Here is a 23,727-nt window from a genome sequence, read left to right on the forward strand (position 1 = left end):
GAGGGACGGGGCGGGCCCGGCACGCGGGCCCGCCCCTCGCTGTTCAGCGCAGTCCGGCGAAGAGATCGTTCTCGGGCAGGGGCGCTCCGGTGGTGTCCCGGACCCGTACGAAGGTCTCCGTGCCCATCAACTCGCCGAACGTCTCCCTGCCCATCTTGAGGAAGAAGATGTTCTCGCCCTGGCTGGCGTGCGCGGCCAGGGCGTCGAACTTCTGGTCGCTGTACGCGGTGGTGTCCACCCACGTGGTGATCTCTTCGTCGGGGAGACCGATCTCGGCCTGCGCGGCCGCCTCGGCGGGGTCCGGCTCCGGCACGTCCTCACCGGACTCGCGCAGGAACTCGCCGAACCGCCGCATCGCCGAGTGGGGCATCGTCGTCCAGTACACCTTGGGGGAAAGGTCGGTCATCTCCAGCGCCGCCATCGTGATGCGGTGGGCCTGGATGTGGTCGGGGTGCCCGTAGAAGCCGTTCTCGTCATAGGTGACGACCACGTCGGGACGGTAGTGCTCCATGAGTTCCGCGAGTCGGGCGGCGCCTTCCTCCACGGGGGTCCGCCAGAAGGATCCGGGGGCGTCGTTGGTCGGCCAGCCCATCATTCCGGAGTCGGCGTAGTCCAGCATCTCCAGGTCACTGATCTTGAGGACCTCGCAGCTGTCCTCCAGTTCACGGTGACGCAGCGCCGCGACCGCCGCCGGATCGTGCCCGGGCTCGCCCGGCTTGACGCCCCCCGGTCCGTCTCCGCAAGCGCCGTCGGTACAGGTCACGAGGACCGTGCGGACTCCTTCCGCCGCATACCGTGCGAGAACCCCGCCGGTCCCGGTGGCCTCGTCGTCGGGGTGGGCGTGCACGGCCATGAGCGTCAAGGGCCGGTCGGTCATGAGAACAGTCCTCCTGCAGGAAATACGTCGTACGTCTCGCCCGCTGCAACCGTGCCGACCGAGTCCCCTGTTCCCGACGTGACCGCGCAACCGCCATGACGTCCGACCGCCCGACCGCTCCACCGCTCCACCGCTCCACCGCCCGACGGTCAGGTCAGCCGTTGCGCGTCACCTCCGTCACCGCCGCGTCCAGCAGCGGGGCAAGCTCTCGCGACACCGTCGTCAGAGCCCGGACGTCCCGCTCGGCGCGGACGAGGAGGATCGCCCCCTCCAGGGCGCTGAGCATGAGCGTGGCGAGCGCGGGCGCCCGTTCCTCCGGTACGCCCATGTCCACCAAGGCGGCCGCCACCGAGCCGTGCCATTCGGCGAAGGCGCCGGCCACGGCCTGTCGGGTGGAGTCGACGCTCTCGGCGCAGTCCGCGGTGGCGGCGGCGACCGGGCAGCCGGCCGCGAAGCCGGACGTCTCGTACTCGTCGGTCCACTGACGCACCATCTCGGCGAAGAGCCCACCCGGCGTCGGTGTCGGCAGGGCGGCCAGGAAACGGGCGACCCGTCCCGAGGCATACCGGCCGGCCCAGCCCACGGCCTCGTTGACCAGCTGTTCCTTGCCGCCGGGGAAGTAGTGCTGAAGCGAGCCGCGCGGCGCCCCGGCATGCGCGGCGACGTCCCGCATCCCGGCGGCCGAGACCCCGCCGCGCCGGAGCAGCTGGGCCGCGCTGAAGACCATCCGCTCGCGCGGACCGCGTTCGGACACCGCCATGTCCGGCCTCCCGCTCCTCGATCCGTTGAAGCCTCACTCTATGACCGCCGTCATAGACACAGCTACTATGACCGCTGTCATAGTCCGATGGAGGCGGTGGAGCGTCATGGCGCACGTGGGTTTCGTCGGACTGGGGGTCATGGGGCAGCCCATGGCCCTCAACCTCGCACGCGCGGGGACCCCGCTGGTGGTCTGGAACCGCTCTCCTGCCAGGTGCGCTCCCCTGCTCTCCGCAGGTGCCGAGGTCGCGGCGAGCGCCGCCGAGGTCTTCGAGCGGGCCGGAACGGTGTTCCTCATGCTGGCCGACGAGACCGCCGTCGACGCGGTCCTGGGGCGTGGCACCCCGGACTTCCCGGGACTCGTGGCCGGCCGCACCGTCGTCCACATGGGCACGACCTCGGCGGAGTACTCGGGCAGCCTCCAGGACGACATCCGGGCCGCGGGCGGGCGGTATGTCGAGGCACCGGTGTCCGGTTCCCGGGTTCCGGCCGAGCAGGGCGAACTGGTGGCCATGCTGGCGGGCGACGGGGACGCGGTGGCGGCCGTACGCCCGCTGCTCGCGCCCATGTGCCGGGAGGCGTTCAACTGCGGGCCCGTCCCGGACGCCCTGTTGACCAAGTTCTCGGTGAACCTGTTCCTGATCACCCTGGTCACCGGTCTGACCGAGGCGTTCCACTTCGCCGAACGGCAGGGGCTGGACGCACGGCTGCTCCGGGACGTCCTGGACGCGGGTCCGATGGCCAGCGCTGTCTCCCGGATGAAGGCACCCAAGCTGCTGGCCCGCGACTTCGCCGTGCAGGCCGGGGCGGCGGACGTCCTGAAGAACAACCGCCTGATCGCCGAGGCCGCCCGCAAGACCGGCGTCGCCTCCCCGCTCCTCGACGTGTGCCACGCCCTGTTCACCGAGACCGTGGAGCAGGGCCACGGCGACGAGGACATGGTCGCCGTACTGCACGCCCTGGAGACCCGCACCGCCGTGGGCGACGGGGACCGACAGGGCCGACGGCCCGACGCAACCCGGTCCGAACCGCACGTACCGCGGGCCGCGTGGCCGGACTGATGTCCCCGGCGTGCGGCGTCAGCGGAAGTGGCCGAGCTGAGTGAGGGCCAGGTCGAGCATGTCGGCGAAGAAGTCGGCCGCGGTGGTGTCGATGCACAGCGGCGGCTTGATCTTGAGGATGTTGAGGTGGTCCCCGGTGGGCTGGACGATGACGCCGAGGTCCAGCATCCGGTCGCAGAGTTCGGCGGTCTCCTCGGTGGCGGGTTCCAGGCCGACGCGGTCCCGGACGAGTTCGAGGCCGAGGTAGAGGCCCGAGCCGTGGACGGCGCCGATGATGCCGTGGCGGTCGGCCAGTGCCTCCAGCCGGCTCTTCAGATGGCCGCCGACACGCGCCGCGTTGCCCTGGAGGTCCTCGTCGCGCAGGGTGTCCAGGACGGTGAGGCCTACGACGCTGGAGACGGGGCTGCCGCCGGTGGAGGAGAAGAAGTACCCCTGGTCGCGGTACCGGTCCGCGACCGCCCTGGACGTGATGACGGCGCCGAGGGGGTGGCCGTTGCCCATGGCCTTGGCGACACAGACGATGTCGGGCACGACCTGCTGCTGCTCGAAGCCCCAGAACCAGTGGCCCAGGCGGCCGTATCCGACCTGCACCTCGTCGGCGACCGCCAGCCCGCCATGACGCCGTACCGCCGCGTACACCTGGGCGAGATAGCCGTCGGGAAGGGCGACTCCGCCGGCGTTGCCGTAGAAGGTCTCGCCGATGAACGCTCCCGCCGGGCGGCCGGCGGCGGCCAGTTCGTCGATCACCTGGGCGGCCTCGGGTGCGTAGCGCACGGCGTCCGGCCCGCGATGGCGACCGCGGTAGGAGTTGGGCGAGTCCACGGTGTGCACCCAACTCGGCCGGGTGGCAAGGGCGTTCGGGTTGTCCTGGAGCGAGGTGGAGACCGCGTCGGAGGCGTAGGTCCAGCCGTGGTACGCCTCGCGCAGCGCCACCACGTCCTGTCGGCCGGAGGTCCCGATGGCCAGGCGGAGCCCCAGATCCACCGCCTCCGAACCGGAGTTGACGAGGAACACCGTGTCCAGGGGGTCAGGGAGGAGCGCCGCGAGCCGCTCGGTGAACTCCACCACGGAGGCGTAGTGGAAGCGCGAGTTGGTGTTGAGCCGCCGCAACTGCCGGGAGACCGCCTGCTCGACGCGCGGGTGGGCGTGGCCCAACGGGGTGACGTTGTTGACGATGTCGAGGTACGACCGGCCGTCGGTGGACAGCAGATGGTGGCGCCAACCACGTTCGATGCGGGGTGGGTCGGCGTAGTAGTGCTCCTGCACGGTGGCGAACGCGGCGGCACGCCGGTCGAGCAGGTCCTCCCCGTGCGTACGGCCGGATGCGGCCGGGAGGCCGAGGAGCGGAGCGGGATCGGCGGTGAGCGCGAGCCAGCCGGCGGCGTACTCGGGACGCACCAGGCGCGGGGCGGCGGGGCCGTCGGCCTCGCGCAGCGCCACGTGGACCGCGGCACCGGAGGTGAGGTGGGCGATGTCCTCGCCCACCTGCACCGTCGCACCGGTGGTGACCACGGGCCCCACCTCGCGGGGGAAGGTCAGCGACAACACCTGCGCGTCGTAGGTGAGTTCCACGTGGCCCGGCGTCGCGGCGAGGACCTTCCCCGCGGCGGGCGCCTGCACCACGGCGTCCCGGCCGAGCCAGAGGTCGATTCCGGTGGGCACGGTGGGGGCGGACATGGCCGACAGCGCCGGTGTCCCGGTGAGCCGCGCCCGGGCATACCGGGTGGCGACGGCGGCCGCTCCGTCCGCGAGCGCGGAGGCGACCAGCCGGGCCTCGGTGCCGGTGTCCGTCCAGGCACCGTGGTCCATGGAATCGGCGTCGGTGGACAGGTCGAGGACAGTGATGCCGGTGGCGGCGAGATCCCGCAGAAGAGGGCGCACCGGCGCACCGACCTGCGCGGCGCGGGCAGGCACGTCGGCCGTGCCGGTGGCGTCCCTGATGAGGCGGTTCATCACCGGCAGGGGCAGCGAGGTGGCCTGTTCGAAGATGCGCCATTCGCGGTCGAGCGCTGCCTTGGCGTAGGCGTTGTCCTCGTCGACGGCTGCCTGGTGGCGCCCGCTGGCCACCAGGACGGCGGCACGCAGGACCACGAGCGGCCACACCGCCTCGGCCTCCTCGCAGGAGAGCGGGCGAACGGCGTGGAAGGCGCGGACGGCCGGCAGCACATGGTGCGGCTCCATACCGTCGTGATGGAGCATCGAGGACAGTGACACGGCGAGCTCACCGACCGCCCAGCTCAGGGTCACGTCACCGAAGTCGATCACCCCGTCCGGCAGGGGCGGACGGCTGTCGGGACGGCGGATCAGGTTGTCGTCGGTGAGGTCCAGGTGCACGGCCTGCGACGGCAGGGCGGCGGCGAGCGTCTGGACATGTGCCCAGGCCTCGGCGGTCGCGGTCCGGACGGCGGTGCGCCGGTCGGGTTCGTCGATGTGCCCGGCCAGCTTGGCGACGACGCGATCGGCGTGCTGCGGGTCCCACTGGAGCACGCGATCGAGGCCCGGGTGCCGGAAGTCGCGCAGGGCGGTGCTGACCTTTCCGACGATCGTGCCCATGGCCGCCACGGTGCGGGGGGACAGGTGCCGTGGCCCCGAGAGCGTGCCGCCTGGCAGGTAGCGCAGCAGACGCGCGGTGGCCGGACCGCTCCCGGTATCCACCGTGGTGCTGCGCGGGGAGCCGTCGGGACGGCGCAGAACCGTGGCGATGCGCAGGTCCGGGCAGGCCGAGGCGATCAGGTCGGCTGCCGCGTCCTGGGCTTCGATCTCCACGGTGCCGAAGGCGGGGTTGGCGATCTTCAGAACCGCCGCGGGCGTGCCGTCCTCGGCATGCAGCAGGAAGTTGGCGTCCTGCTGGCTGCCCAGCGCCTGCGCGCGAGCGGTGATGCCGAGGTGTCCGGCAGCGATGAGTTCGGCTTCGGCCGCTGTCGTGCGGGGCGCGGGAAGGGCGCCCTCGGTGAAGAAGTCGATCGTGCGGTACTCGTCGGGCTGCATGCGGTTCCTCGGCTGGTGCGGGCGAACAGGGCTCGGACGCTCGGACGTCTCAGTCGACGTGCCACAGGAAGCGATGCGTGTGAATCGCGAAGTAGGGGAAGTTGGCCACGGACACGACACCCTCGACGGGCCGCACGACGTCGTTGACGAAGTCCAGGAGATCCCGGGGCTGAGGGCACACCACCTCCGCGAACAGGTCGAAGCCACCGGCCGTCAGGACCGTGTACACGACCTCGTCGTGCCGGGACAGTTCATCGGCGACCGCGCGGGAGTCCCCGTCGATGCGCAGACCCAGGAGTGCCATCGCCTGCTGGCCCAGCGTCATCGGGTCGGTCACTCCGACGACCTGGACCGCCTTGGCGTCGATCAGCCGCTGCAACCGGAGCCTCGCGGCCGAGGGTGACAACCCCACCTTCGGCCCCAGATCGGCGTAAGGAATCCGGCCGTCGACCTGTAGCTCCCGCAGGATCGCCCGGTCGATGTCGTCCATGCAGCATCTCCCTCTCCTGCGTGAACGGCAGGCGTTGCACTTGTTTCAAGCACGATGCCGGAAGCATGTGCTCGATTCAAGCGTAGGGACGATGGAATCGAGCGAATCGAGTGGGCGGGAGCCATCGAAGCAGTCACCCGGACTCAACCATCACCGCAGGTCAGCGCACCCTCCCTCGCGGCTTCAGCCCAACCGGCGGCAGCTCCGGCGCCGGCAGCGGAGCGCCGTCGTACCCCTTCACCTCGCCGAAGCGGGACCCCGTCATCCAGTCCGCACGCGCCTGCTCGATCTCCGCCTGGGACCGCCCGATCCAGTTCCAGAACATGACGAGCTCCTCCTCGAACGGCTCGCCGCCCAGGAGCATCAGGCCCGCGTCCGACTCGGCGCGCAGCGGGAGTTCGGTGCGACCGCAGCCGAGGTAGAGCATCGAGCCGGGCAGCACCGGCACCCCGTCCACGTGGGTCTCGCCGGACATCGCCAGCACGGCGTACTCGAAGTCCGGTTCCAGCGGCAGGCGTACGTCCGCGCCGCCGGCCAGGGTCAGGTCGGCGCCGACGATGGGGGTGTACGCCGTGCCGGGTGAGCGGGCGCCGTCGAGGTCGCCCAGGATGAGCGTGGCCGTCAGCCCCGGCGCCGTGATCTGCGGCAGCTCGGCGTGGTGCTCGAAGCGCGGGTCGGTGTGGCGGTGGCCGTCCGGGAGGGCGACCCAGAGCTGGGCGCCGTGCAGGAAGCGGGCGTGGGACTTGGGGCTCTCCTCGGAGTGGCTGATCGCGCGCCCTGAGGTCATCAGGCCCAGCTCACGGGGCCGGATCGTCTGGAGGCTGCCGGTGGAGTCGCGGTGCAGCACCTCGCCCTGGTGCAGCCAGCTCACCGTCTGGAGGCCCATGTGCGGATGCGGGGGCACCTGCATGCCGGGCTCGTCGGCGATGTCGTCGGGACCGTAGTGATCGACGAAACACCAGGCGCCGACCATCCGGCGGCCCAGGTTGGGCAGCAGTCGGCGCACCTCGCTGGACTCACCGAGCTTGACGCGGCGAGGGCTGAGGAGTTCGCGCACGGGTTCCGCCACCACGAAGCCGCGGCCACCGCACAGGGCGGGAACCGCCTCGCGATCAAGATTGCTCATACCGCCCAACCTAGCCCCGTGCGGCGTCTCCCGTCAGGCCGTCCCCCAGGCCGTCCCGCGGTCCGACGACCCGGGCGCGGGGGCGGACCATCGTAAACAGTAGCCATGGACATAGTAGCCATGTACTGTATCGAGCATGAGCACGACTCCCGAAGGCGCGAGCCCCGGTTTCCTCGTCTGGCGACTGTCGATGAAGTGGCGGGTCGCCGTCGACCGCGCGGTGGCCCCGCTCGGCCTGACCCACGCCCAGTACTCGCTGGTGGCCTCGCTGTACGGCATGCAGCGCGCCGGCGAACGGCCCAGCCAGCGACGCCTCGCCGACCACACCGGCCTCGAACCGCTCTACGTCTCCAAGCTCGCGCGCTCCCTGGAGAGCGCGGGGCTCCTGGAGCGCACCCGCGACCCGCGCGACCCGCGCGCGGTGCAACTGGCGCTCACCGAGGAAGGCCGCGAGCGGACCCGGCAGGCCATCGAGGTCGTCCAGGGGCTGCTGGAGCAACTGCTGGCGCCTCTCGGCGGCCTGGACAGCACGCGCACACGGGAGTTCAAGCGCGAGCTGTCGACCCTGCTCGACACACCTCTCGACCCGACGCACGAGACCAGGAACGCGACGCACGAGACCAAGAAGGAGCAGTCATGACCACCACCTCTCCCACCCTCAACCCCCGAGTCATCGCCCTGGCCCACTACGCGGCCCGCGCAGTCCTGGAGAACGTCCTCGCCCGCCACGGCGTGACCTTCCAGCAGTCCGTCACCCTGCGGCTGGCCGCGGTCGCCGAGAGGCCTGTCGAGAGGCAGCACCTCGTGGACGGTGTCGTCGACTCCCTCAAGATCGACGCCGCGGAGGCACACGCCGTCGTCGACGAACTGATCGCCGCGGGCGCGCTGACCCCCCAACAGCCGTCCCGGGTGCGGATCACGGACGCCGGACGGCAGCTGTTCGAGACGACGTCCGCCGAGACCGCACCCATCACCGCCCGGGTCTACGAGGGCATCCCCGAGGAGGACCTCGCGGTCGCCGGGCGGGTGCTGAGCCTCGTCACCGAGCGGGCCAACGGGGAACTCACCGCACTGACCGCGTAGTCCGGTCTCAGACCGCCGCCGTCTTCTTCCCCTTCCGGTGAGCGATCTCGCCCAGAATCACATCGGCCACGATGAACCCGGCCAGCGGGATGCCGAGCAGCGGCACGAAGTAGCCGAGGACGGCGACGGCCACCACACCCGGCACCAGGATCTGCGGCGGCACCTGCTGCCAGGCGCCGCGCGGGATCGGCCGTCCGAAGGCGGAGCCCCGGCCGCGCTGCCACCACATCCGGTAGCCCCACACGATCAGCAGGACGAGGGACAGCGCGAGGATCATCAGGGCGACCTGGTTGACCAGCCCGAACAGGACGCCGGTGTGCAGGTCGATGCCCCAGCGGGTGAGCTTGGCGAGCAGCGGGTAGTCGGCGAACCGCAGGGTGTCGGTGACCTCGCCGGTGGTCGGGTCGACGGCGACGGAGTCCTGCTTCTCGGGCCAGCTGCGCTGCACCTGTCGTACGACATAGGTGGACGACGCGTCGGCCGGCGGGACGATCTCCACGGGGTCGCCGAGGCCTTCGGCGCGGGCGGCGGCCAGCACCTTGTCGAGACCGGCGCCGTGCTCGGCGTCTCCCGCCGAGGCGGAGGCGCCGTGGCCGGAGTGGTCGCCGGCCGCCGAGGACGAGACGGAGGGGGTGGACTGGTTGAGCGAGGTGCGCAGTTCGTCGATGTTGGCGCCCGCGTAGGTCGACCAGGTCAGTCCGGTGGCGGACAGGAAGAAGAAGCCGGCCGCGGCCCACACGCCGACGCTGCCGTGCAGCCCGAGGGTGCGGCGCCGCCCGCTGGTGCCGCGGACCTTGCGCAGGGCGCGGCGGCGGGTGAACCACAGCACGATGCCGCCGCCCGCGATGACCCACAGCCAGCTGGCGGCGAACTCGCTGTAGAGGCGGCCGTTCTCGCCGAGGTGGAGGTCGCGGTGGAACTCGTCGATCCAGGTGCGCAGCGGCAGCGCGCCGGTGGAGCCGTACTGCTCCAGCGCGCCGCGGACCGTGCCGGTGTAGGGGTCGACGAACACGGCGAGCGTGTGGTTCGGGTCGACGCCCTTGACGCCCGACAGCATCACCCGGGTCGTCGCGTCGGCCTCGGGAGAGGGCCGTACGGCCGAGACGGTGCCCTCGGGGTGGGCCTTGCGGGCGGCGTCCACCTGCTGGGAGATCGGGAGCCTGCTGTCGCCGACGGCGGCGACGGTCATCTCGTCGCGGTAGACGATCCTCTCGGCCTGGAAGGCTCCGGCGTACAGGAAGCCGGTGACGGCGGCGATCAGCAGGAAGGGGGCGACGAACACGCCGGCGTAGAAGTGCAGACGCAGTACGAGCGGGCGCAGCGTGGCCCAGCTGCCGCGGGCCGGCGCCGGAGCGGCCGGGCCGGGGGCCTCGTCCGTGGTCGTCGTGGGAGCGGTGGACATCGGCGGCTTCTCCGGGGGCTGGGGACGGTAGCGGTCCAGTAGTCGGAGAGAGGGGTCGCCGAGTTCCCGGCCCTCCAGGTGACCTGCGTCACAGCGCTCTTCTCATGACATCCTGACGCGATGGCAACTCCGAGCCCCCGCAAGCCCCTTGCCGACCTGGTCGAGGAACTCCTCACCACGGACGGCCCGCTCCCGATCGTCGCGGCCGGCGATCCGGTACTGCGCCAGAACATCCAGCCTTACGACGGCCACCTGGACGCCGCCCTCTTTTCCCGCTTCGTCGAGGCCCTCCGCATCACGATGCACGCGGCGCCCGGCGTCGGGCTCGCCGCCCCTCAGGTCGGGGTCCCCCTGCGGATCGCGGTGATCGAGGACCCCGCCCCGGTCCCGGAGGAGGTGCGGCTGGCGCGCGGACGCGTCCCGCAGCCGTTCCGGGTGCTGGTCAACCCGTCGTACGAGGCGGTCGGGCCCGAGCGGGCCGCGTTCTTCGAGGGCTGTCTGAGCGTGCCGGGCTGGCAGGCCGTGGTGGCACGGCCCGCCTCGGTCCGGCTGACCTGCGAGGACGAGCGGGGCCGCCCGGTGGACGAGGTGTTCGGCGGCTGGCCCGCGCGGATCGTCCAGCACGAGACGGACCACCTCGACGGCACGCTGTACCTGGACCGCGCGGAGCTGCGCTCGCTGTCCTCGAACCAGGCGATGGCCGAGCGCTGGACGCAGCCGACGCCGGAGCGGGCGGCCGCGTCCCTCGGTTTCGAGCTGCCTTCCTAGTTGTCCCGGTAGGCCTCCAGAAGGCGCAGCCACACCTCGCTGATCGTCGGGTAGGCCGGGACCGCGTGCCACAGCCGGCTGATCGGGACCTGGCCCGCGACCGCGATCGTGGCGGAGTGGATCAGTTCGCCGACGCCGGGGCCGACGAAGGTGACGCCGAGGAGGATCTCGCGTTCCAGGTCGACGACCATGCGGGCACGGCCTCGGTAGCCGTCGGCGTACAGGCCCGCGCCCGACACCGAGGCGAGGTCGTAGTCGACGGCGCGGACGCGGTGGCCCGCCTGTTCGGCCTCCGCGAGGGTGAGGCCGACGGAGGCCGCCTCCGGGTCGGTGAAGACGACCTGGGGCACGGCGTCGTGGTCGGCGGTCGCGGAGTGGGCGCCCCAGGGGTCGGCCTGGACCGAGGTGCCGGAGGCGCGGGCGGCGATGGCGGCGCCCGCGATGCGCGCCTGGTACTTGCCCTGGTGGGTGAGGAGCGCGCGGTGGTTGACGTCGCCGACCGCGTAGAGCCAGTCGGTGCCGGTGACGCGGAGGCTGTCGTCGACCTCCAGCCAGCTGCCGGGTTTCCGGCCGATGGTGTCGAGGCCGATGTCGTCGGTGTGCGGGGCCCGGCCGGTGGCGAAGAGGATCTCGTCGGCCTCGATGCGGTCCCCGGTGCCGGTGACGACCACGACCGTGCCGTTCTCGCGGGTCACCGCCTCGACCGAGGTGCCGGTGCGGACGTCGACGCCCGCCTCGGTGAGCGCCTCGGCGACGAGCTCGCCGGCGAACGGCTCCATGCGGTTGAGCAGGCTCTTGCCGCGCACGAGCAGGGTCACCCGGGAGCCGAGGGCCTGCCAGGCCGTGGCCATCTCGGTGGCGACCACTCCCCCGCCGACCACGACGAGCCGGCCGGGGGCCGCCTTGGCGCTGGTGGCCTCGCGGCTGGTCCAGGGCCTGACCTCGTCGAGGCCCGGCAGGCCGGGCAGCACGGCCGTGGTGCCGGTGCAGACGGCCACGGCGTGCCGGGCGGTCAGCACCTTCCGGGTGCCGTCGGGCGCGGTGACCGTGACCGTGCGCTCTCCGCTGAGACGGCCGTGACCGCGGTGCAGGTCGGCGCCGATGCTGTCCAGCCAGCCGACCTGGCCGTCGTCCTTCCAGTTCGAGGTGAAATAGTCCCGGCGGGCGAGGACCGCGGCCGTGTCGAGGGGGCCCTGCACCGAGGCGCTCAGGCCGGGCAGGCGGCGCGCGTCCGCCTGGGCGATCACCGGCCGCAGCAGGGCCTTGCTGGGCATACAGGCCCAGTACGAACACTCTCCGCCGACCAGTTCGCTCTCCACGACCGCGGTGGAGAGGCCGGCCGCGCGGGTGCGGTCGGCCACGTTCTCCCCCACGGGCCCGGCACCGAGCACCACTACGTCGTACGCGATGTTTTCCGTTTCCGTCATGGGCCCAGTCTGGTGGGTGGTGTGCGCTCGGGCCACCAGGGGTACGCGCGCCGGATACCGAGAGGTGACGGCTGTGGAATACCCGGCCGACAAGCCGTGTTGTGCCGACGGCTTCGCTCCGAGACCAGGAAGAGGGATCACGTCATGAGCAGCACCGTGGAGCTCACCAAGGAGAACTTCGACCAGATGGTCACGGACAACGAGTTCGTCCTGATCGATTTCTGGGCGGCCTGGTGCGGTCCTTGCCGTCAGTTCGCGCCGGTCTACGAGAAGGCCGCCGAGGACAACCCCGACCTGGTGTTCGGCAAGGTGGACACCGAGGCGCAGCCGGAGCTGGCCGCGGCCTTCGGCATCCAGTCCATCCCGACGCTGATGATCGTCCGCGACCAGGTCGCGGTGTTCGCCCAGCCGGGCGCGCTGCCCGAATCCGCCCTGACGGACGTCATCGGGCAGGCCCGCAAGCTGGACATGGACGAGGTCAGGAAGGCCGTGGCCGAGCAGCAGGCCCAGGCCCAGCAGAACGACCAGTAACGCCCCTGATCAGAAGGGGTAGGTCGCCACGTCCGCGCGTACCGTCGTCCAGCGCACGTCGGTGAAGGCCTCCACATTGGCCTCGCCGCCGAAGCGGGCGCCGGTGCCGGACGCGGCGATCCCGCCGAAGGGCGCGACCGCCTCGTCGTTCACGGTCTGGTCGTTGATGTGCACGATCCCGGTCGGGATCCGCTCCGCCAGGTCGAGACCGCGGGCCGCGTCCCCGGTGACGATGCCGAGCGAGAGGCCGTAGGGCCCCGCGGCGGCCAGCGCGGCGGCCTCGTCGACGCTGCTGAAGGACCGGACGGGCGCGACGGGTCCGAAGACCTCCTCCGCGTAGGCGGGGGTGCTGTCGTCGAGGCCCGCGAGGACCGTCGGCCGGTAGAAGAGCTTCTCGTGGGTGCCGCCGGCGGCCAGCTTGGCGCCCTGGGCGGTGCTGGCGTCGACCAGGCCGCGCACCTTGGCGAGCTGGTTGTCGTCGATGATCGGGCCGAGGTGGACCTGCTCCTTGTTCGGGTCGCCCACGGCGAGCGAGTCGGCCTTGGCGGCCAGCCGCTCGACGTACTCCGCGTACAGCGACTCGTGGACCAGGTGGCGGCCCGTCGTCATGCAGATCTGGCCCTGGTGGAAGAAGGACCCCCAGGCGGCCGTGGAGATCACGGCCTCGATGTCGGCGTCCTCCAGGACGATCAGGGCGGAGTTGCCGCCGAGCTCCAGGTGGGCGCGCTTGAGGTGGCGTCCGGCCGCCTCGCCCACGGCACGGCCGGCCGCGGTGGACCCGGTGAAGGAGATGACGGGGACCCGCGGGTCGGCGACCAGGGCCTGGCCGACGTCCGGGCCGCCGGGCAGCACATGGAACAGTCCCTCGGGCAGTCCGGCCTCGGCGAAGACGGCGGCGAGCGAGAGACCGCCGCAGACCGCGGTGCGCGGGTCCGGCTTGAGGATCACCGCGTTGCCGAGGGCGAGAGCCGGGGCCACGGAGCGGATCGAGAGGATCAGCGGGGCGTTGAAGGGCGAGATCACGCCCACGACACCGACCGGCACCCGGCGGGTGTACGACAGCCGCGGCGCCTCGCTGGGCAGGACCTGGCCGGCGGGGCGGGACGCGAGGGCGGCGGCCTCGTAGCACTCCTGGGCGGCGACGTGCAGTTCGAAGTCGGCCTTGCCGGGAATGGACCCGGACTCGCGGACGAGCCAGCCGCGCAGCTCGTCGGCGTGCGCGGCGAACAGGTCGCCGGCCTTGCGCAGGACCCCGGCCCGGACGAAGTGCGGGAGGCGGGCCCACTCGGTCTGTGCGGCTCGGGCGGCCTCGGCGGAGCGCTCCACGTCCTCGCCGGTGGCGAGGGTGACGGTGGCCAGGGTCTCGCCGGTGGCGGGTTCGGTGACCGCGTACTCAGGTCCCGACAGGGGGTGGGGCTGCCAGCTCTTGGGGTCGAGCAACGACATGACGGCTCTCCGTTCGATCACCGGTGGGACTCACCCGGAAAGCGGTAGTCCCGTGTAGTTCGCGGCCAGTTCGGCGGCCGCATGGCGGGATGCGGTGATACGGCGCAGCCGTGCGAGCTGCATCCGGCTTTCGAACGCATCCCCGTTTGGTTGAGCGTGCAACATCCTAGTCATGTCATACGAGAAGCGCGTGGCCTGCCACACACGAGAAAGACACATCTCCGAATATCCGTCGATCAGTTGTGTCGATCCTGTGCGGTGCACCTCGGTCAGGGCCCGGGCGAGGACGGACACGTCCGACACGGCGAGGTTGAGCCCCTTGGCCCCGGTCGGCGGCACGATGTGCGCGGCGTCCCCGGCGAGCAGCAGACGGCCGTGGCGCATCGGCTCGTGGACGTAACTGCGCATCGGGGTCACGGACTTGGCGGTGATCGGACCCCTGGCGAGGGTCCAGTCGGCGTCGATGGCGAAGCGGGCGGCGAGCTCGTCCCAGATGCGCTCGTCGGACCAGTCGGCGGCGTCGGTGCCGTTGGGGACCTGGAGGTAGAGGCGGGAGACGGCCGGGGAGCGCATGCTGTGCAGCGCGAAGCCGCCCTCGCCGCGGGCGTAGATCAACTCCTCGCAGGAGGGCGGCACATCGGCCAGGATGCCGAGCCAGGAGTACGGGTAGTCGTGCTCGTACGTCCGGCTCGCCGAGGCCGGGAAGGCCTCGCGGGAGATGCCGTGGAAGCCATCGCAGCCGGCGATCCAGTCGCAGGTCAGCGTCTGTTCGCGGCCCTCGTGCCGGAACCGCACCACGGGGGCGTCGCTGTCCGGCTTCTCGACCGCGAGGGCCTCCGCCTCGAACAGCAGCGGGGGCCCCTCGGCCAGTTGGAGCGCGACGAGGTCCTTCACGATCTCGGTCTGGGCGTAGATGGTGACCGTACGGCCGCCGGTGAGCGCGGGGAAGTCGATGTGGTGCCGCTCCCCCGCGAACCGCAGCTCGATGCCCTGGTGGACCAGCCCCTGCGCCTCCAGCCGGTCGGCGGCGCCGCACGCGCGCAGGGCGTCGACCGTGCCCTGCTCCAGCATTCCGGCGCGCTGGCGGTGTTCGACGTACTCCCGTGTCCTGCTCTCCAGGACCACGCAGTCGACGCCGGCGCGGTGCAGCATGCGCGCGAGGAGCAGTCCGGCGGGGCCGCCGCCGATGATCCCGACCGTGGTGCGCATGGCAGGCCTCCCTGCGTCAGTCAGCTGGAGTCGCGGTGTACCACCGTCGCTCCCAGCACCGTGTGCGTCTCGGTCGCGGCGCCCGGCTCACGCACCGCGCGGTCGACCAGTTCGGCCAGGTCACGGCCGGACGGCAGCTCGATGTGGACCGTGCTGAGCCGGGGCCGCAGCAGCCGGCCGAGGAGCAGGTCGTCGGCCCCGATCACCGCCGTGTCCTCCGGAATGCGCAGCCCCTCGTCCTGAAGGGCTCGCATCAACAGCATCGCGTATTCGTCGTTGTATGCGAACACGGAGTCGAGACCGAGGTCCCGCCAGCGGGCGGCGAGCTTGATCGCGGACTGCTCCTCGAAGGCGAGGGGCAGCTCGGTGAGCGTGGCGTCCGTGCCGAGCAGGGCGCGTCGCACCCCCGCCAGACGGGGCAGCGAGAAGCCCTCCAGGCCGCTCTCCTCGGGCACCACCACGCCGATGCGGCGCCGGCCGCGTTCGTACAGGTGGGTGCCGGCGCAGTGGCCGACGCGCTCGTGGTCCATGAGCAGGGCGTGGGCGCCCTCGACCGCCTCGGGGGCGAGCGTGACCACGGCCCGGGCGCCCGAGCGGCGGAGCAGGGAGACGCCCTGCGGGCCGAGTCCGGTGCCGGGCACCAGGACGGCGACCGGACGCAGCTCGGCCCAGGCGCGGGCCGCCTCCTCGCCCTGGAGGCCGACACTGCCGTACTGGACGACCGTGTAGTCGAGGCGGCCGAGGGCCCACTGGAGTTCGTTGATGAACTGGCTGTAGAGCGGGCCGACCGGGATGGACGGGGCGGGCATCAGGACCATGCGGCTGTGGCCGGCGCGCAGGCTGCGGGCGGCCGCGTGCGGGACGTACCCGAGTTCCTTCGCGGCGGCGTGGACGCGGCGGCGGGTGGGCTCGCTGATCCGGACGGCGCTGGTGTTGTTGAGGACGTAGGAGACGGTCGCACGCGAGACGCCGGCGAGGCGGGCCACATCGGCACTCGTGGGCACGGACCGCGGTAAAGAGGACGCGGACGTGTTCTGTATCTGCACCATGACGATCGTCATCTTTGCAGAAGCTGTGACGACGCCCACATGTGGGGTTGCCGCTTCCGCTCAGCGCAGCGGATCGGTGCCGGTCAGGCGGGCGACGAGGTCGTTCCAGCCCTTCTCCAGGCGCTCCAGCGGCATGCCGCACTGCCGGGTCAGGTGGTGGATGAGGGCCGGGTCGAGGTAGGCCATCAGTGTCTGGGCCAGCAGTTCGCAGTCGGCGTCCGGGAGGATCTGCCGCAGCAACATCGTGGTGTGCATCTGCAGGGCCCGGGCCGACGGGTGGGAGAGGCGGCGGGTCGGTTCCGCCTGCGCGGCCAGCAGCAGGTCGAGCTGTTCGGCGGAGCGGTACAGCACGGCCACGCCGAGCGCCCGCAGCCGGTCCACCGGAGGGGCTCCGGGGCCCAGCGGGGGCGGGCCGCCCATGAAGTCCGCCTGGAGGGTGTGCGCGGAGTGGTCCAGGAGCGCCATGAGCAGTCCGGTGCGGTCGCCGAAGCGGCGGAAGACGGTGCCCTTGCCCACCCCGGCCGCGGTAGCCACCGCCTCCATGGTGACTCCGGCCACCCCGTGCTCCGCGATCAGCCGGGTCGCGGCCTCCAGCAACCGGGCGCGGTTGCGGGCCGCGTCGGCACGCAGGCAGGGCTCGTCGGGGGCGGAACCGACCTCCAGAAGCTGGGGCTTGTCGAAGGGCTCCTGAGGCTTCGGGAACGGCGGCAGGGTCGCGGACATGAAGCCAGCGTAAAGCATCGGGAAGAAAACTGGACCTCGGTCCGTTTGGGATGCTAGAAACTAAACGGACCCCGGTCCGGAACATTAACGGAGTGTTTCACCCCCCTGGAGTTACGCATGTCTGTTCGCATCCTTGCGCTCGTCGGATCCCTTCGCGCCGGTTCGCACAACCGCCAGCTCGCCGAGGCGGCCGTCAAGCACGCTCCCGAGGGCGCTGAGGTCGTGCTCTTCGAGGGCCTGGCCGAGATCCCCTTCTACAACGAGGACATCGACGTCGAGGGCAACGTCCCGGCCGCCGCCGCCAAGCTGCGCGAGGCCGCGCAGGCCTCCGACGCGTTCCTGTTCTTCTCCCCCGAGTACAACGGCACCATCCCGGCCGTCCTGAAGAACGCCATCGACTGGCTGTCGCGCCCGTACGGCGCGGGCGCCTTCGGCGGCAAGCCGGTCGCCGTGGTCGGCACCGCGTTCGGCCAGTTCGGCGGCGTGTGGGCGCAGGACGAGACCCGCAAGGCCGTGGGCATCGCCGGCGGCAAGGTGCTCGAGGACGTCAAGCTGTCCATCCCGGGTTCCGTGGTCCGGTTCGCCGAGACGCACCCGGCGGACGACGCGGAGGTCGCCGCGCAGCTGACCGAGGTCGTGGCGCAGCTGCACAGCAACACGGGTGAGGTCGCGGCCGCCTGAACCTGGGGTGCTTGAACCGTTTCTCTCGAGGGGTCGGAGTTCTTTGCACTCCGGCCCCTTTGTGTGTCGCCTGCGGGCCGGTGGGGGTTGATCGCGCAGTTCCCCGCGCCCCTACGGGGCTCGTCACGTCACCGTCGTCGGAGCCAGATCTCCGAGTTCCCTGAGCGCCGCCGCGATCGCCGGGCGCTCGTGGGCTCCGGTGCGGGTGCAGGTCAGGATTTTCCGGTGGGGGTTGCCCGCGCAGCGGATCCTCACGATCCGCAGGCCGGGGGTCAGGTGGGCCAGGCGGGGGATCAGCGCCACGCCCAGGCGGTGGGCGACCAAGTGAGCCGTGACGTTCCACTCCACGGCCTGGTGGACCACGCTCGGGGTGAAGCCGGCCGCACCGCAGGCCGACATGACGTGGGTGCGGCAGGCACTGTCCACCGCGGGGGCGATCCAGTCCTCGTGAGCCGCGTCCGCGAGATCCACGCGCTCACGCCGGGCCAGCGGATGGTCCGCGGGGACGACCAGGTCGAACGGGTCGTCCAGCAGGGGCTGTTGGTCGTAGCGGGTGTCGCTCATGGGCGGGTTGTACGGGGTCGCCTCCACGACGGCCAAGTCGATCGCCCCCTCGAAGAGCAGGTCGAAGCTCTCCGGCAGGCCCAACTCCTGGATGCTGACGGTGAGTCGGCCGTGCCGCTCGCGCAGCCGGACCGCCATCGGGGCGAGCAGCGCCGAGACGGCACCGGCCAGGCCGCCCACCCGCAGGGGCCCCGCGGGCTCGTCCCGGTCGGCGCGCAGCTCCAGTTCGGCCTGCTCCCAGCGGGCCTGGATCGCGTCGGCGTGCGCGAGCAGGCTCTCGGCGGCCGGGGTGAGACGGACCCCGCGGCCCTGAGGTTCGAGCAGGTCGACGCCCAGGTCGCGGGCGAGCTGGCGGATCTGCTGGGAGGCGGCGGACGGGGTGAAGTGCAGGGCTCGGGCGGCCGCGGTGACCGTGCCGTAGTGGGCGACCGCCCTCAGGACATGGAGCCGGCGCAGGTCAATCATGAAGCCCACGCTTCAAGGTGACGTCCGGGAAGTCAACCTGGACGTGAACGAAGACTCCGCCACATGCTGGCTGTGTCGCGACGGCCGTACCCAGCCAGTGAACGCGAAGGAGTCACCATGAACAGCACGACCCGCGCCGTCTGCCCGCACTGCGGATGGCCGGACGACGCCGAGCCCTTCCAGGTGGTGTCCCGGCACGGCACGGCCGGCGGCGGCACGATGTGGACCCGGTGCGGCTGCGGTTCGTTGCAGGTCCGGGTGGTCGACGGCGCCGGCACGCGTATCGTCTCGCGCAGCCGCCCCGCCGCCGCCACGACCGGTTAGTCCAGTTCCGCGAGCCTCTGCACGGCGGGTGACGCGAAGCGTTCGATCCACTCGGCGGGGGCACCGGTGCGCGGGCCGAGGATGACCGTGTCGATGCCGAGCTTGGTGTAGCGCGCGATGTCCTGGGTGAACCCGTCGAGGTCGCCCTCGGTTGCCGACTCTCCCGTGTAGAGGACGGTCTTGCGGATCTCGTCGTAGTCGCGTCCCTCGGTGTCGCAGTGGCCGCGCAGCACGTCGAGCTTGTGGGCGACCTCCTCGGGCGAGGAGGTGAAGAGGTTGCAGGCGTCGCCGTAGCGGGCGACGAGGCGGAGGGTCTTTTTCTCGCCGCTGCCGCCGATCATGATCTCCGGGTGCGGGGTGCTGACCGGGGCCGGCACGCACAGCGTCTCGGCGAGCCGGTAGTGGGTGCCCTCGAAGGGGCCGTTCGCCGCCGGGTCCCACATCCGGAGGCAGATCCGCAGGGTCTCCTCCAACCGCTCGAAGCGCTCCGCGACCGGCGGGAACGGCACGCCGAGCCCTTCGTGCTCACGGTCGTACCAGGCGGCTCCGATGCCGAGGGTGGCGCGTCCGCCGGAGAGCACGTCGAGCGTGGTCACGATCTTGGCGAGCAGGCCGGGGTGGCGGTACGTCACTCCCGTGACCAGCGCGCCGAGCTGGACCGTCTCGGTGTGGGCCGCGAGGAAGCCGAGCGTCGTGTAGGCCTCCAGCATGGGGTCCTCGGCGCCGCCGTTGAACTCCATCTGGAAGTAGTGGTCCATCACCGACAGCCGGCTCACCCCGGCCGCCTCGGCCGCACGGCCCGCCGCGGCGAGTTCGGCGCCGAGAGCGGGGCCGCCCGCGGGATGGTCGAACCGGTTGATGTGCACACCCACGCGCATGTCGTCTCCGTTCGTGGGACTTCGCCGATGACGGCGACGCTACGACGTGGAGCGCTCTCCAAGTCAAGGGCGGGCGACGCCCCGTCACGCCGCTCGTTCCACCTCCGCCGCCTCCTCCTGGCGCCTGGCGGCGCGCAGGCTCGTGAGGGTGGTGACGGTGAGGACGAGGACGATGAAGCCGAGGGAGAAGGGGATGCTGATCTCGGGGACGTGGACGCCGGACTCGTGCAGGGCGTGCAGGACGAGTTTGACGCCGATGAAGCCGAGGATGATCGAGAGGCCGTAGCTGAGGTGGACCAGCTTCTTCAGCAGGCCGCCGATGAGGAAGTACAGCTGGCGCAGGCCCATCAGGGCGAAGGCGTTGGCGGTGAAGACGATGTACGGGTCCTGGGTGAGGCCGTAGATCGCGGGGATGGAGTCGAGCGCGAAGAGCACGTCGGTGGAGCCGATCGCGAGCATCACGACCAGCATCGGGGTCATGACCCGCTTGCCGTTCTCCACGATCCACAGCTTGGTGCCGTGGTAGCGGTCGGCCACGCCGAAACGCCTCTCCACCGTCTTCAGCAGCTTGTTCTCCTCGTACTCCTCCTCGTGTCCGCCCTTGCGGGCGTCCTGCACGAGCTTCCAGGCGGTCCAGATCAGGAAGGCACCGAAGAGGTAGAACACCCAGGAGAACGCGGAGATGATCGCCGCGCCGGCCGCGATGAACCCGGCGCGCAGCACCAGCGCCATGATCACGCCGACCATCAGCACCCGCTGCTGGTACTGCGAGGGCACCGCGAACTTCCCCATGATCAGGACGAACACGAAGAGGTTGTCCACGCTGAGGGACTTCTCGGTGATGTACCCGGCGAAGAACTCGCCCGTGGGCTTGCCGCCGCCGAAGAGAAGCAGGCCCAGTCCGAAGAGACAGGCCAGGACGACCCAGACGACGGTCCAGACACCGGCCTCCCTCACCGACACGTCGTGGGGTTTGCGGCCGATGAAGAAGTCGGCGCCGACCAGGACGCACAGGGCGAGCACGGTCAACAGCCAGACGCTGAGAGAGACGTTCACTGGTTCTCCTGGTGCGTGGGGGGCATCGACAGCGTGGTCACCTCGGGGCATCCCTTCCACCTACGGAAGGTGAACAACAGGTCATACGAGGGCAAGGAGTCGCAGGTCGCGCGCGGACGTGACGGGTTGTCGCCGCCATGACCCGCCGTACGGCGGGCAGGTTCCGCCGTACGGCGGCGCCCCGGACGGACGCCGATGCCCCGATCATGGCGCCAAGAGCCGCCGCGCCCCGCGTGAGGAGAAGCCATGACGCTTGTGCCGCCCCCGTTCGACCCCGAGCTCGGTGCCGCCCTGGACCTGATCAAGGACCTGATCTCGCCCGGCCTCACGCTGGACGAGATCGACCTCGTACGGCAGGGACCGGGTATCCAGATGCTGGCCGACCTAGACCTGACGCTGGACGGGTTCTTCGCGGTGGAGGACCGGTCGGTGCCGGGGCCGGTGGGTGCCCCGGAGATCTCCCTGCTGATCGCCCGGCCGGTCACTCCGGCTCCCGCGGGTACCGGGCGTCCGGTGATCTACCACGTCCACGGCGGCGGCATGATCATCGGCAACAACCGTGTCGGCGTCGACGGCCCGCTGGCCTGGGCGAAGGAGCTGGACGCGGTGGTGGTGTCGGTGGAGTACCGGCTGGCACCCGAGCATCCGCATCCGGCGCCGGTGGAGGACGTGTACGCCGGGCTCGTGTGGACCGCCGAGCATGCCGGGGAGATCGGTGGCGACGCCGAGCGGATCGTGATCGCGGGCGCGAGTGCGGGTGGCGGCCTCTCGGCGGCGCTGGCGCTGCTCACCCGGGACCGGAAGGGGCCCCGGCCGATCGGTCAGCTGCTGATGTGTCCGATGCTGGACGACCGCAACGACAGTCCCTCGACCTACCAGATGGCAGGGCTCGGGGTGTGGGACCGTACGGCCAACGAGACCGGGTGGACGGCGTTGCTGGGCGAACGGCGGGGCGGCCCGGATGTACCCGCGTACGCCGCCCCGGCCAGGGCCGAGGACCTCTCGGGCCTTCCGCCGGCCTTCCTCGACGTGGGCTCCGCGGAGACGTTCCGCGATGAGGTCGTCACGTACGCGTCCCGGATCTGGCAGGCGGGCGGCGTCGCGGAACTCCACGTCTGGCCCGGCGGCTTCCACGGCTTCGACGGCTTCGCCCCCCAGGCAGCCCTGTCCCAGGCGGCGCGGGCGGCGCACGTGGCGTGGTTGCGGAGGTTGCTGGGGAGCGAAGGGTGACAGGAGGGTAGGGGCGCGGGAGGCAGCGCGGGGCGGGGGGTGACGTGTCGGCTACGGCAACTGCGGCCGGGCCGTGCGGCGGTGCCCGTCGATCAGCCGCGGCTCCGCCGGGCCCGCCGTCGCGTTGCCCCGTCGAGGAGCCACAGCACCCCGGGCGGCTGGGGCCGCGGCTCCGGCTCCGGCTCCGGCTCCGGCTCCGGCGAGGCCGAGTGGCCCGGTTCTCCGTGGTCGTTCAGGGTGCTTCGGCGCTTGTATGGCGCACCATAGCCGTATGAAAGAGCTGGCCGGGCGCCTGACCGCGCTGGATCCGGACGCCGGTGCCGCCGTGCGGGTCATTGCCTACTTCGATCGGCTGTCCGAGTCCCGGGCGGGGCTGGAGGCCCTGGTCCGGGGTGCCGCCGTACTCGCCGGGGTGCCCGCGCTGCTGGTCGACGCGGAGCGGCGGGTGCGGGTGCGGGTCCAGGCCGACGGGACCCGCCGGGACTCCGGGGCGCCGCCGGATCCCGGCTGGCCGTCCGCCGCGCTCGCACCCGGCGGTGCCGCCGCGTTGTGGCTGGAGCGGGCCGAGGCGGCGCCCAGTGTCGTCGACGCGGTGATTCTGGAGCGCGCCGCGGGGGCCGTACGGCTCGTGCTGGACCGTACGCGCGGACGGGCTCCCGTGGACGACCCCGCGCTGGTCGAGACCCTGCTGGACGCCGCCGCGCCGGAGGCGGCCCGGCTGCACGCGGCGCGCGGGCTCGGGCTGGACCCGGCCGGGACCGCCCGCGCACTGGCCCCGCTCGACGGGCGGCCGATGGTCGTGGCGGGGCGGGCGGATGCCGGGCGGGCCGATACCGAACCGCTCACCGCACAGACGATCGCCGGCCTGCCCGAAGGGCGGGTCGGTGTGGGGCCCGAGGTGCCCGTGCTCGACCTGCCGCGCTCCTGGGCCGACGCCCGCACCGCGCTGCGGTTCACCGCGGAGGGCACGGCCCGGGATCCGGGGCCCAAGGTCGTGCACGCCGACGAGCTGGGCGGGGTCGCGCTGCTGGCCGACCTCGTCGCACCGGGTGCGCAGGCACCGCCCGATGTCCAGGCCCTGGAGGCGGCGGGCGCGAGCACACCTTGGCTGCTGGCCACACTGCACGCCGTGGTCTCGACGGCGAGCCTGCGCGCGGCCGCCGCCGAGATCAACGTCCACCACTCCACGCTCCAGGACCGGTTGTCCCACGCGGAGCATCTGCTGGGCTGGCCGCTGCGCACGCCCCAGGGCCGACTGCGGCTGCAACTGGCGCTGGCGATGCGGCACTTGGCCCGCTCGTAGCGGAACCCCGCGCTCGGGCGCGTTGAACTCGTCCAACTCCTCCGCGGGTACCCACAGTTCGAGGATCGTCCGGCCGCCCGCCTGCTGGACGGGGTAGCGGCTCACGAAGTCCGACTCGATCTCGAAGCGGGTGACGAATCCGGCGCCGTCGTGCTTTACGTTCCAGTCCCGGGCGATCCTGATCGCGTAGTCGTCGTCGAGGACCAGATCCAGTTCCACCGGTCCGGTGGGGCGCCAGAGGGTGGTCGTCGGTGGCCGGCCGGTCATGGGTTCGTTTCGCACCGACG

General features: G+C 71.8%; 23 protein-coding genes and 1 pseudogene. 9 read left to right on the forward strand and 15 right to left on the reverse strand.

What is annotated here, in order from left to right; all coding sequences use genetic code 11:
* Positions 1 to 43 precede the first annotated feature (43 nt).
* Both ACFULQ_RS13045 and ACFULQ_RS13050 read right to left on the reverse strand, forming a co-directional pair.
* Positions 44 to 877, reverse strand: coding sequence for a PIG-L family deacetylase (locus ACFULQ_RS13045; protein ID WP_383542204.1), 834 nt, complete (start codon positions 875 to 877; stop codon positions 44 to 46).
* 154 nt (positions 878 to 1,031) lie between these two features.
* Positions 1,032 to 1,637 (reverse strand): TetR/AcrR family transcriptional regulator, encoded by a 606-nt coding sequence (locus ACFULQ_RS13050; RefSeq protein ID WP_383542207.1) that lies wholly within the window; start codon positions 1,635 to 1,637, stop codon positions 1,032 to 1,034.
* A gap of 106 nt (positions 1,638 to 1,743) precedes the next feature.
* Between ACFULQ_RS13050 and ACFULQ_RS13055 the strand changes: the two genes are divergently transcribed.
* On the forward strand, positions 1,744 to 2,697 hold the full coding sequence (locus ACFULQ_RS13055; RefSeq protein ID WP_383542209.1) for an NAD(P)-dependent oxidoreductase: 954 nt from the start codon (positions 1,744 to 1,746) through the stop codon (positions 2,695 to 2,697).
* Between the two features lie 18 nt (positions 2,698 to 2,715).
* Here the strand turns inward: ACFULQ_RS13055 and ACFULQ_RS13060 are convergent, their stop codons facing one another.
* The 3 genes from ACFULQ_RS13060 to ACFULQ_RS13070 all read right to left on the reverse strand — a co-directional run bounded on the left by ACFULQ_RS13060 (position 2,716) and on the right by ACFULQ_RS13070 (position 7,301).
* On the reverse strand, positions 2,716 to 5,685 hold the full coding sequence (locus ACFULQ_RS13060; protein ID WP_383542212.1) for an aminotransferase: 2,970 nt from the start codon (positions 5,683 to 5,685) through the stop codon (positions 2,716 to 2,718).
* A gap of 49 nt (positions 5,686 to 5,734) precedes the next feature.
* Positions 5,735 to 6,175 (reverse strand): Lrp/AsnC family transcriptional regulator, encoded by a 441-nt coding sequence (locus tag ACFULQ_RS13065; protein WP_383542215.1) that lies wholly within the window; start codon positions 6,173 to 6,175, stop codon positions 5,735 to 5,737.
* 160 nt (positions 6,176 to 6,335) lie between these two features.
* Positions 6,336 to 7,301, reverse strand: coding sequence for a pirin family protein (locus tag ACFULQ_RS13070; RefSeq protein WP_383542218.1), 966 nt, complete (start codon positions 7,299 to 7,301; stop codon positions 6,336 to 6,338).
* Between the two features lie 136 nt (positions 7,302 to 7,437).
* Between ACFULQ_RS13070 and ACFULQ_RS13075 the strand changes: the two genes are divergently transcribed.
* Positions 7,438 to 7,941 carry a MarR family winged helix-turn-helix transcriptional regulator gene (locus ACFULQ_RS13075; protein WP_383542221.1) on the forward strand — a complete coding sequence of 168 codons (504 nt, stop codon included), beginning with the start codon at positions 7,438 to 7,440 and terminating at the stop codon, positions 7,939 to 7,941.
* Entirely contained in the window at positions 7,938 to 8,384 is a 447-nt protein-coding gene (locus tag ACFULQ_RS13080; protein ID WP_383542223.1) for a MarR family transcriptional regulator, read from the forward strand. Before ACFULQ_RS13075 ends, ACFULQ_RS13080 begins: the two co-directional genes overlap by 4 nt.
* 7 nt (positions 8,385 to 8,391) lie before the next feature.
* On the opposite strand, the gene ACFULQ_RS13085 is transcribed toward ACFULQ_RS13080, so the two are convergent.
* Complete coding sequence (locus ACFULQ_RS13085) at positions 8,392 to 9,786, reverse strand: PepSY-associated TM helix domain-containing protein (RefSeq protein WP_383542226.1); 1,395 nt, start codon at positions 9,784 to 9,786, stop codon at positions 8,392 to 8,394.
* A 120-nt stretch (positions 9,787 to 9,906) separates the two neighbouring features.
* Here ACFULQ_RS13085 and ACFULQ_RS13090 point away from each other — a divergent pair, with 120 nt between their 5' ends.
* A complete protein-coding gene (locus ACFULQ_RS13090; RefSeq protein WP_383542229.1) occupies positions 9,907 to 10,554 on the forward strand; it encodes a peptide deformylase in 648 nt (215 codons plus the stop codon).
* Here ACFULQ_RS13090 and ACFULQ_RS13095 read toward each other — a convergent pair.
* On the reverse strand, positions 10,551 to 11,981 hold the full coding sequence (locus ACFULQ_RS13095; RefSeq protein ID WP_383542232.1) for a dihydrolipoyl dehydrogenase family protein: 1,431 nt from the start codon (positions 11,979 to 11,981) through the stop codon (positions 10,551 to 10,553). The two genes, ACFULQ_RS13090 and ACFULQ_RS13095, sit on opposite strands and share 4 nt — an antisense overlap.
* A 144-nt stretch (positions 11,982 to 12,125) precedes the next feature.
* On the opposite strand from ACFULQ_RS13095, the gene trxA reads away from it, so the two are divergent.
* Positions 12,126 to 12,512, forward strand: coding sequence for a thioredoxin (gene trxA, locus ACFULQ_RS13100; protein WP_383542235.1), 387 nt, complete (start codon positions 12,126 to 12,128; stop codon positions 12,510 to 12,512).
* A gap of 9 nt (positions 12,513 to 12,521) precedes the next feature.
* Here the strand turns inward: trxA and ACFULQ_RS13105 are convergent, their stop codons facing one another.
* From ACFULQ_RS13105 to ACFULQ_RS13120, 4 genes are read right to left on the reverse strand one after another with little or no spacing between them, the layout of a single operon-like run.
* On the reverse strand, positions 12,522 to 13,958 hold the full coding sequence (locus ACFULQ_RS13105) for a benzaldehyde dehydrogenase (RefSeq protein WP_383542237.1): 1,437 nt from the start codon (positions 13,956 to 13,958) through the stop codon (positions 12,522 to 12,524).
* A gap of 30 nt (positions 13,959 to 13,988) precedes the next feature.
* On the reverse strand, positions 13,989 to 15,167 hold the full coding sequence (locus ACFULQ_RS13110) for a 4-hydroxybenzoate 3-monooxygenase (RefSeq protein WP_383542239.1): 1,179 nt from the start codon (positions 15,165 to 15,167) through the stop codon (positions 13,989 to 13,991).
* Between the two features lie 20 nt (positions 15,168 to 15,187).
* The gene (locus ACFULQ_RS13115) at positions 15,188 to 16,228 is read right to left on the reverse strand and encodes a LacI family DNA-binding transcriptional regulator (protein WP_383542242.1); all 1,041 of its coding nucleotides are present in this window, start codon (positions 16,226 to 16,228) and stop codon (positions 15,188 to 15,190) included.
* A gap of 48 nt (positions 16,229 to 16,276) precedes the next feature.
* Positions 16,277 to 16,957: a TetR/AcrR family transcriptional regulator gene (locus tag ACFULQ_RS13120; RefSeq protein WP_383542244.1), complete on the reverse strand. Its 681-nt coding sequence runs from the start codon at positions 16,955 to 16,957 to the stop codon at positions 16,277 to 16,279.
* Positions 16,958 to 17,056: 99 nt separating this feature from the next.
* Here ACFULQ_RS13120 and ACFULQ_RS13125 point away from each other — a divergent pair, with 99 nt between their 5' ends.
* Positions 17,057 to 17,620, forward strand: coding sequence for an NAD(P)H-dependent oxidoreductase (locus tag ACFULQ_RS13125; RefSeq protein WP_383542247.1), 564 nt, complete (start codon positions 17,057 to 17,059; stop codon positions 17,618 to 17,620).
* 123 nt (positions 17,621 to 17,743) lie between these two features.
* Here ACFULQ_RS13125 and ACFULQ_RS13130 read toward each other — a convergent pair whose 3' ends face one another.
* Positions 17,744 to 18,649, reverse strand: coding sequence for a LysR family transcriptional regulator (locus tag ACFULQ_RS13130; RefSeq protein ID WP_383542249.1), 906 nt, complete (start codon positions 18,647 to 18,649; stop codon positions 17,744 to 17,746).
* A 117-nt stretch (positions 18,650 to 18,766) separates the two neighbouring features.
* On the opposite strand from ACFULQ_RS13130, the gene ACFULQ_RS13135 reads away from it, so the two are divergent.
* On the forward strand, positions 18,767 to 18,973 hold the full coding sequence (locus ACFULQ_RS13135) for a hypothetical protein (protein ID WP_383542251.1): 207 nt from the start codon (positions 18,767 to 18,769) through the stop codon (positions 18,971 to 18,973).
* On the opposite strand, the gene ACFULQ_RS13140 is transcribed toward ACFULQ_RS13135, so the two are convergent.
* Entirely contained in the window at positions 18,970 to 19,851 is an 882-nt protein-coding gene (locus ACFULQ_RS13140) for an LLM class F420-dependent oxidoreductase (RefSeq protein ID WP_383542254.1), read from the reverse strand. The genes ACFULQ_RS13135 and ACFULQ_RS13140 overlap by 4 nt on opposite strands.
* 84 nt (positions 19,852 to 19,935) lie before the next feature.
* Complete coding sequence (locus ACFULQ_RS13145; RefSeq protein WP_383542256.1) at positions 19,936 to 20,907, reverse strand: TerC/Alx family metal homeostasis membrane protein; 972 nt, start codon at positions 20,905 to 20,907, stop codon at positions 19,936 to 19,938.
* Between the two features lie 246 nt (positions 20,908 to 21,153).
* Here ACFULQ_RS13145 and ACFULQ_RS13150 point away from each other — a divergent pair, with 246 nt between their 5' ends.
* Positions 21,154 to 22,137 (forward strand): alpha/beta hydrolase, encoded by a 984-nt coding sequence (locus tag ACFULQ_RS13150; RefSeq protein ID WP_383542259.1) that lies wholly within the window; start codon positions 21,154 to 21,156, stop codon positions 22,135 to 22,137.
* A 271-nt stretch (positions 22,138 to 22,408) separates the two neighbouring features.
* Positions 22,409 to 23,440 carry a helix-turn-helix domain-containing protein gene (locus tag ACFULQ_RS13155; protein ID WP_383542261.1) on the forward strand — a complete coding sequence of 344 codons (1,032 nt, stop codon included), beginning with the start codon at positions 22,409 to 22,411 and terminating at the stop codon, positions 23,438 to 23,440.
* 18 nt (positions 23,441 to 23,458) lie between these two features.
* On the opposite strand, the pseudogene ACFULQ_RS13160 reads toward ACFULQ_RS13155, so the two are convergent.
* Positions 23,459 to 23,707: pseudogene (locus ACFULQ_RS13160) on the reverse strand (hypothetical protein); the annotation flags it as partial.
* Between the last annotated feature and the right edge of the window lie 20 nt (positions 23,708 to 23,727).

Source organism: Streptomyces sp. NPDC057253 (assembly GCF_042669125.1).
GTDB lineage: Bacteria > Actinomycetota > Actinomycetes > Streptomycetales > Streptomycetaceae > Streptomyces.

Bases quoted from the DNA above. Each gene is read 5' to 3' on its own strand.
- ACFULQ_RS13085 (WP_383542226.1), bottom strand. From the start codon at position 9,786: ATGTCCACCGCTCCCACGACGACCACGGACGAGGCCCCCGGCCCGGCC.
- ACFULQ_RS13075 (WP_383542221.1), top strand. From the start codon at position 7,438: ATGAGCACGACTCCCGAAGGCGCGAGCCCCGGTTTCCTCGTCTGGCGA.
- ACFULQ_RS13125 (WP_383542247.1), top strand. From the start codon at position 17,057: ATGTCTGTTCGCATCCTTGCGCTCGTCGGATCCCTTCGCGCCGGTTCG.
- ACFULQ_RS13045 (WP_383542204.1), bottom strand. From the start codon at position 877: ATGACCGACCGGCCCTTGACGCTCATGGCCGTGCACGCCCACCCCGAC.
- ACFULQ_RS13060 (WP_383542212.1), bottom strand. From the start codon at position 5,685: ATGCAGCCCGACGAGTACCGCACGATCGACTTCTTCACCGAGGGCGCC.
- ACFULQ_RS13110 (WP_383542239.1), bottom strand. From the start codon at position 15,167: ATGCGCACCACGGTCGGGATCATCGGCGGCGGCCCCGCCGGACTGCTC.
- ACFULQ_RS13140 (WP_383542254.1), bottom strand. From the start codon at position 19,851: ATGCGCGTGGGTGTGCACATCAACCGGTTCGACCATCCCGCGGGCGGC.
- ACFULQ_RS13055 (WP_383542209.1), top strand. From the start codon at position 1,744: ATGGCGCACGTGGGTTTCGTCGGACTGGGGGTCATGGGGCAGCCCATG.
- ACFULQ_RS13135 (WP_383542251.1), top strand. From the start codon at position 18,767: ATGAACAGCACGACCCGCGCCGTCTGCCCGCACTGCGGATGGCCGGAC.
- ACFULQ_RS13120 (WP_383542244.1), bottom strand. From the start codon at position 16,957: ATGCTTTACGCTGGCTTCATGTCCGCGACCCTGCCGCCGTTCCCGAAG.
- ACFULQ_RS13050 (WP_383542207.1), bottom strand. From the start codon at position 1,637: ATGGCGGTGTCCGAACGCGGTCCGCGCGAGCGGATGGTCTTCAGCGCG.
- ACFULQ_RS13080 (WP_383542223.1), top strand. From the start codon at position 7,938: ATGACCACCACCTCTCCCACCCTCAACCCCCGAGTCATCGCCCTGGCC.
- ACFULQ_RS13070 (WP_383542218.1), bottom strand. From the start codon at position 7,301: ATGAGCAATCTTGATCGCGAGGCGGTTCCCGCCCTGTGCGGTGGCCGC.
- ACFULQ_RS13130 (WP_383542249.1), bottom strand. From the start codon at position 18,649: ATGATTGACCTGCGCCGGCTCCATGTCCTGAGGGCGGTCGCCCACTAC.
- ACFULQ_RS13105 (WP_383542237.1), bottom strand. From the start codon at position 13,958: ATGTCGTTGCTCGACCCCAAGAGCTGGCAGCCCCACCCCCTGTCGGGA.
- ACFULQ_RS13155 (WP_383542261.1), top strand. From the start codon at position 22,409: ATGAAAGAGCTGGCCGGGCGCCTGACCGCGCTGGATCCGGACGCCGGT.
- ACFULQ_RS13150 (WP_383542259.1), top strand. From the start codon at position 21,154: ATGACGCTTGTGCCGCCCCCGTTCGACCCCGAGCTCGGTGCCGCCCTG.
- ACFULQ_RS13095 (WP_383542232.1), bottom strand. From the start codon at position 11,981: ATGACGGAAACGGAAAACATCGCGTACGACGTAGTGGTGCTCGGTGCC.
- ACFULQ_RS13115 (WP_383542242.1), bottom strand. From the start codon at position 16,228: ATGACGATCGTCATGGTGCAGATACAGAACACGTCCGCGTCCTCTTTA.
- ACFULQ_RS13090 (WP_383542229.1), top strand. From the start codon at position 9,907: ATGGCAACTCCGAGCCCCCGCAAGCCCCTTGCCGACCTGGTCGAGGAA.
- ACFULQ_RS13065 (WP_383542215.1), bottom strand. From the start codon at position 6,175: ATGGACGACATCGACCGGGCGATCCTGCGGGAGCTACAGGTCGACGGC.
- trxA (WP_383542235.1), top strand. From the start codon at position 12,126: ATGAGCAGCACCGTGGAGCTCACCAAGGAGAACTTCGACCAGATGGTC.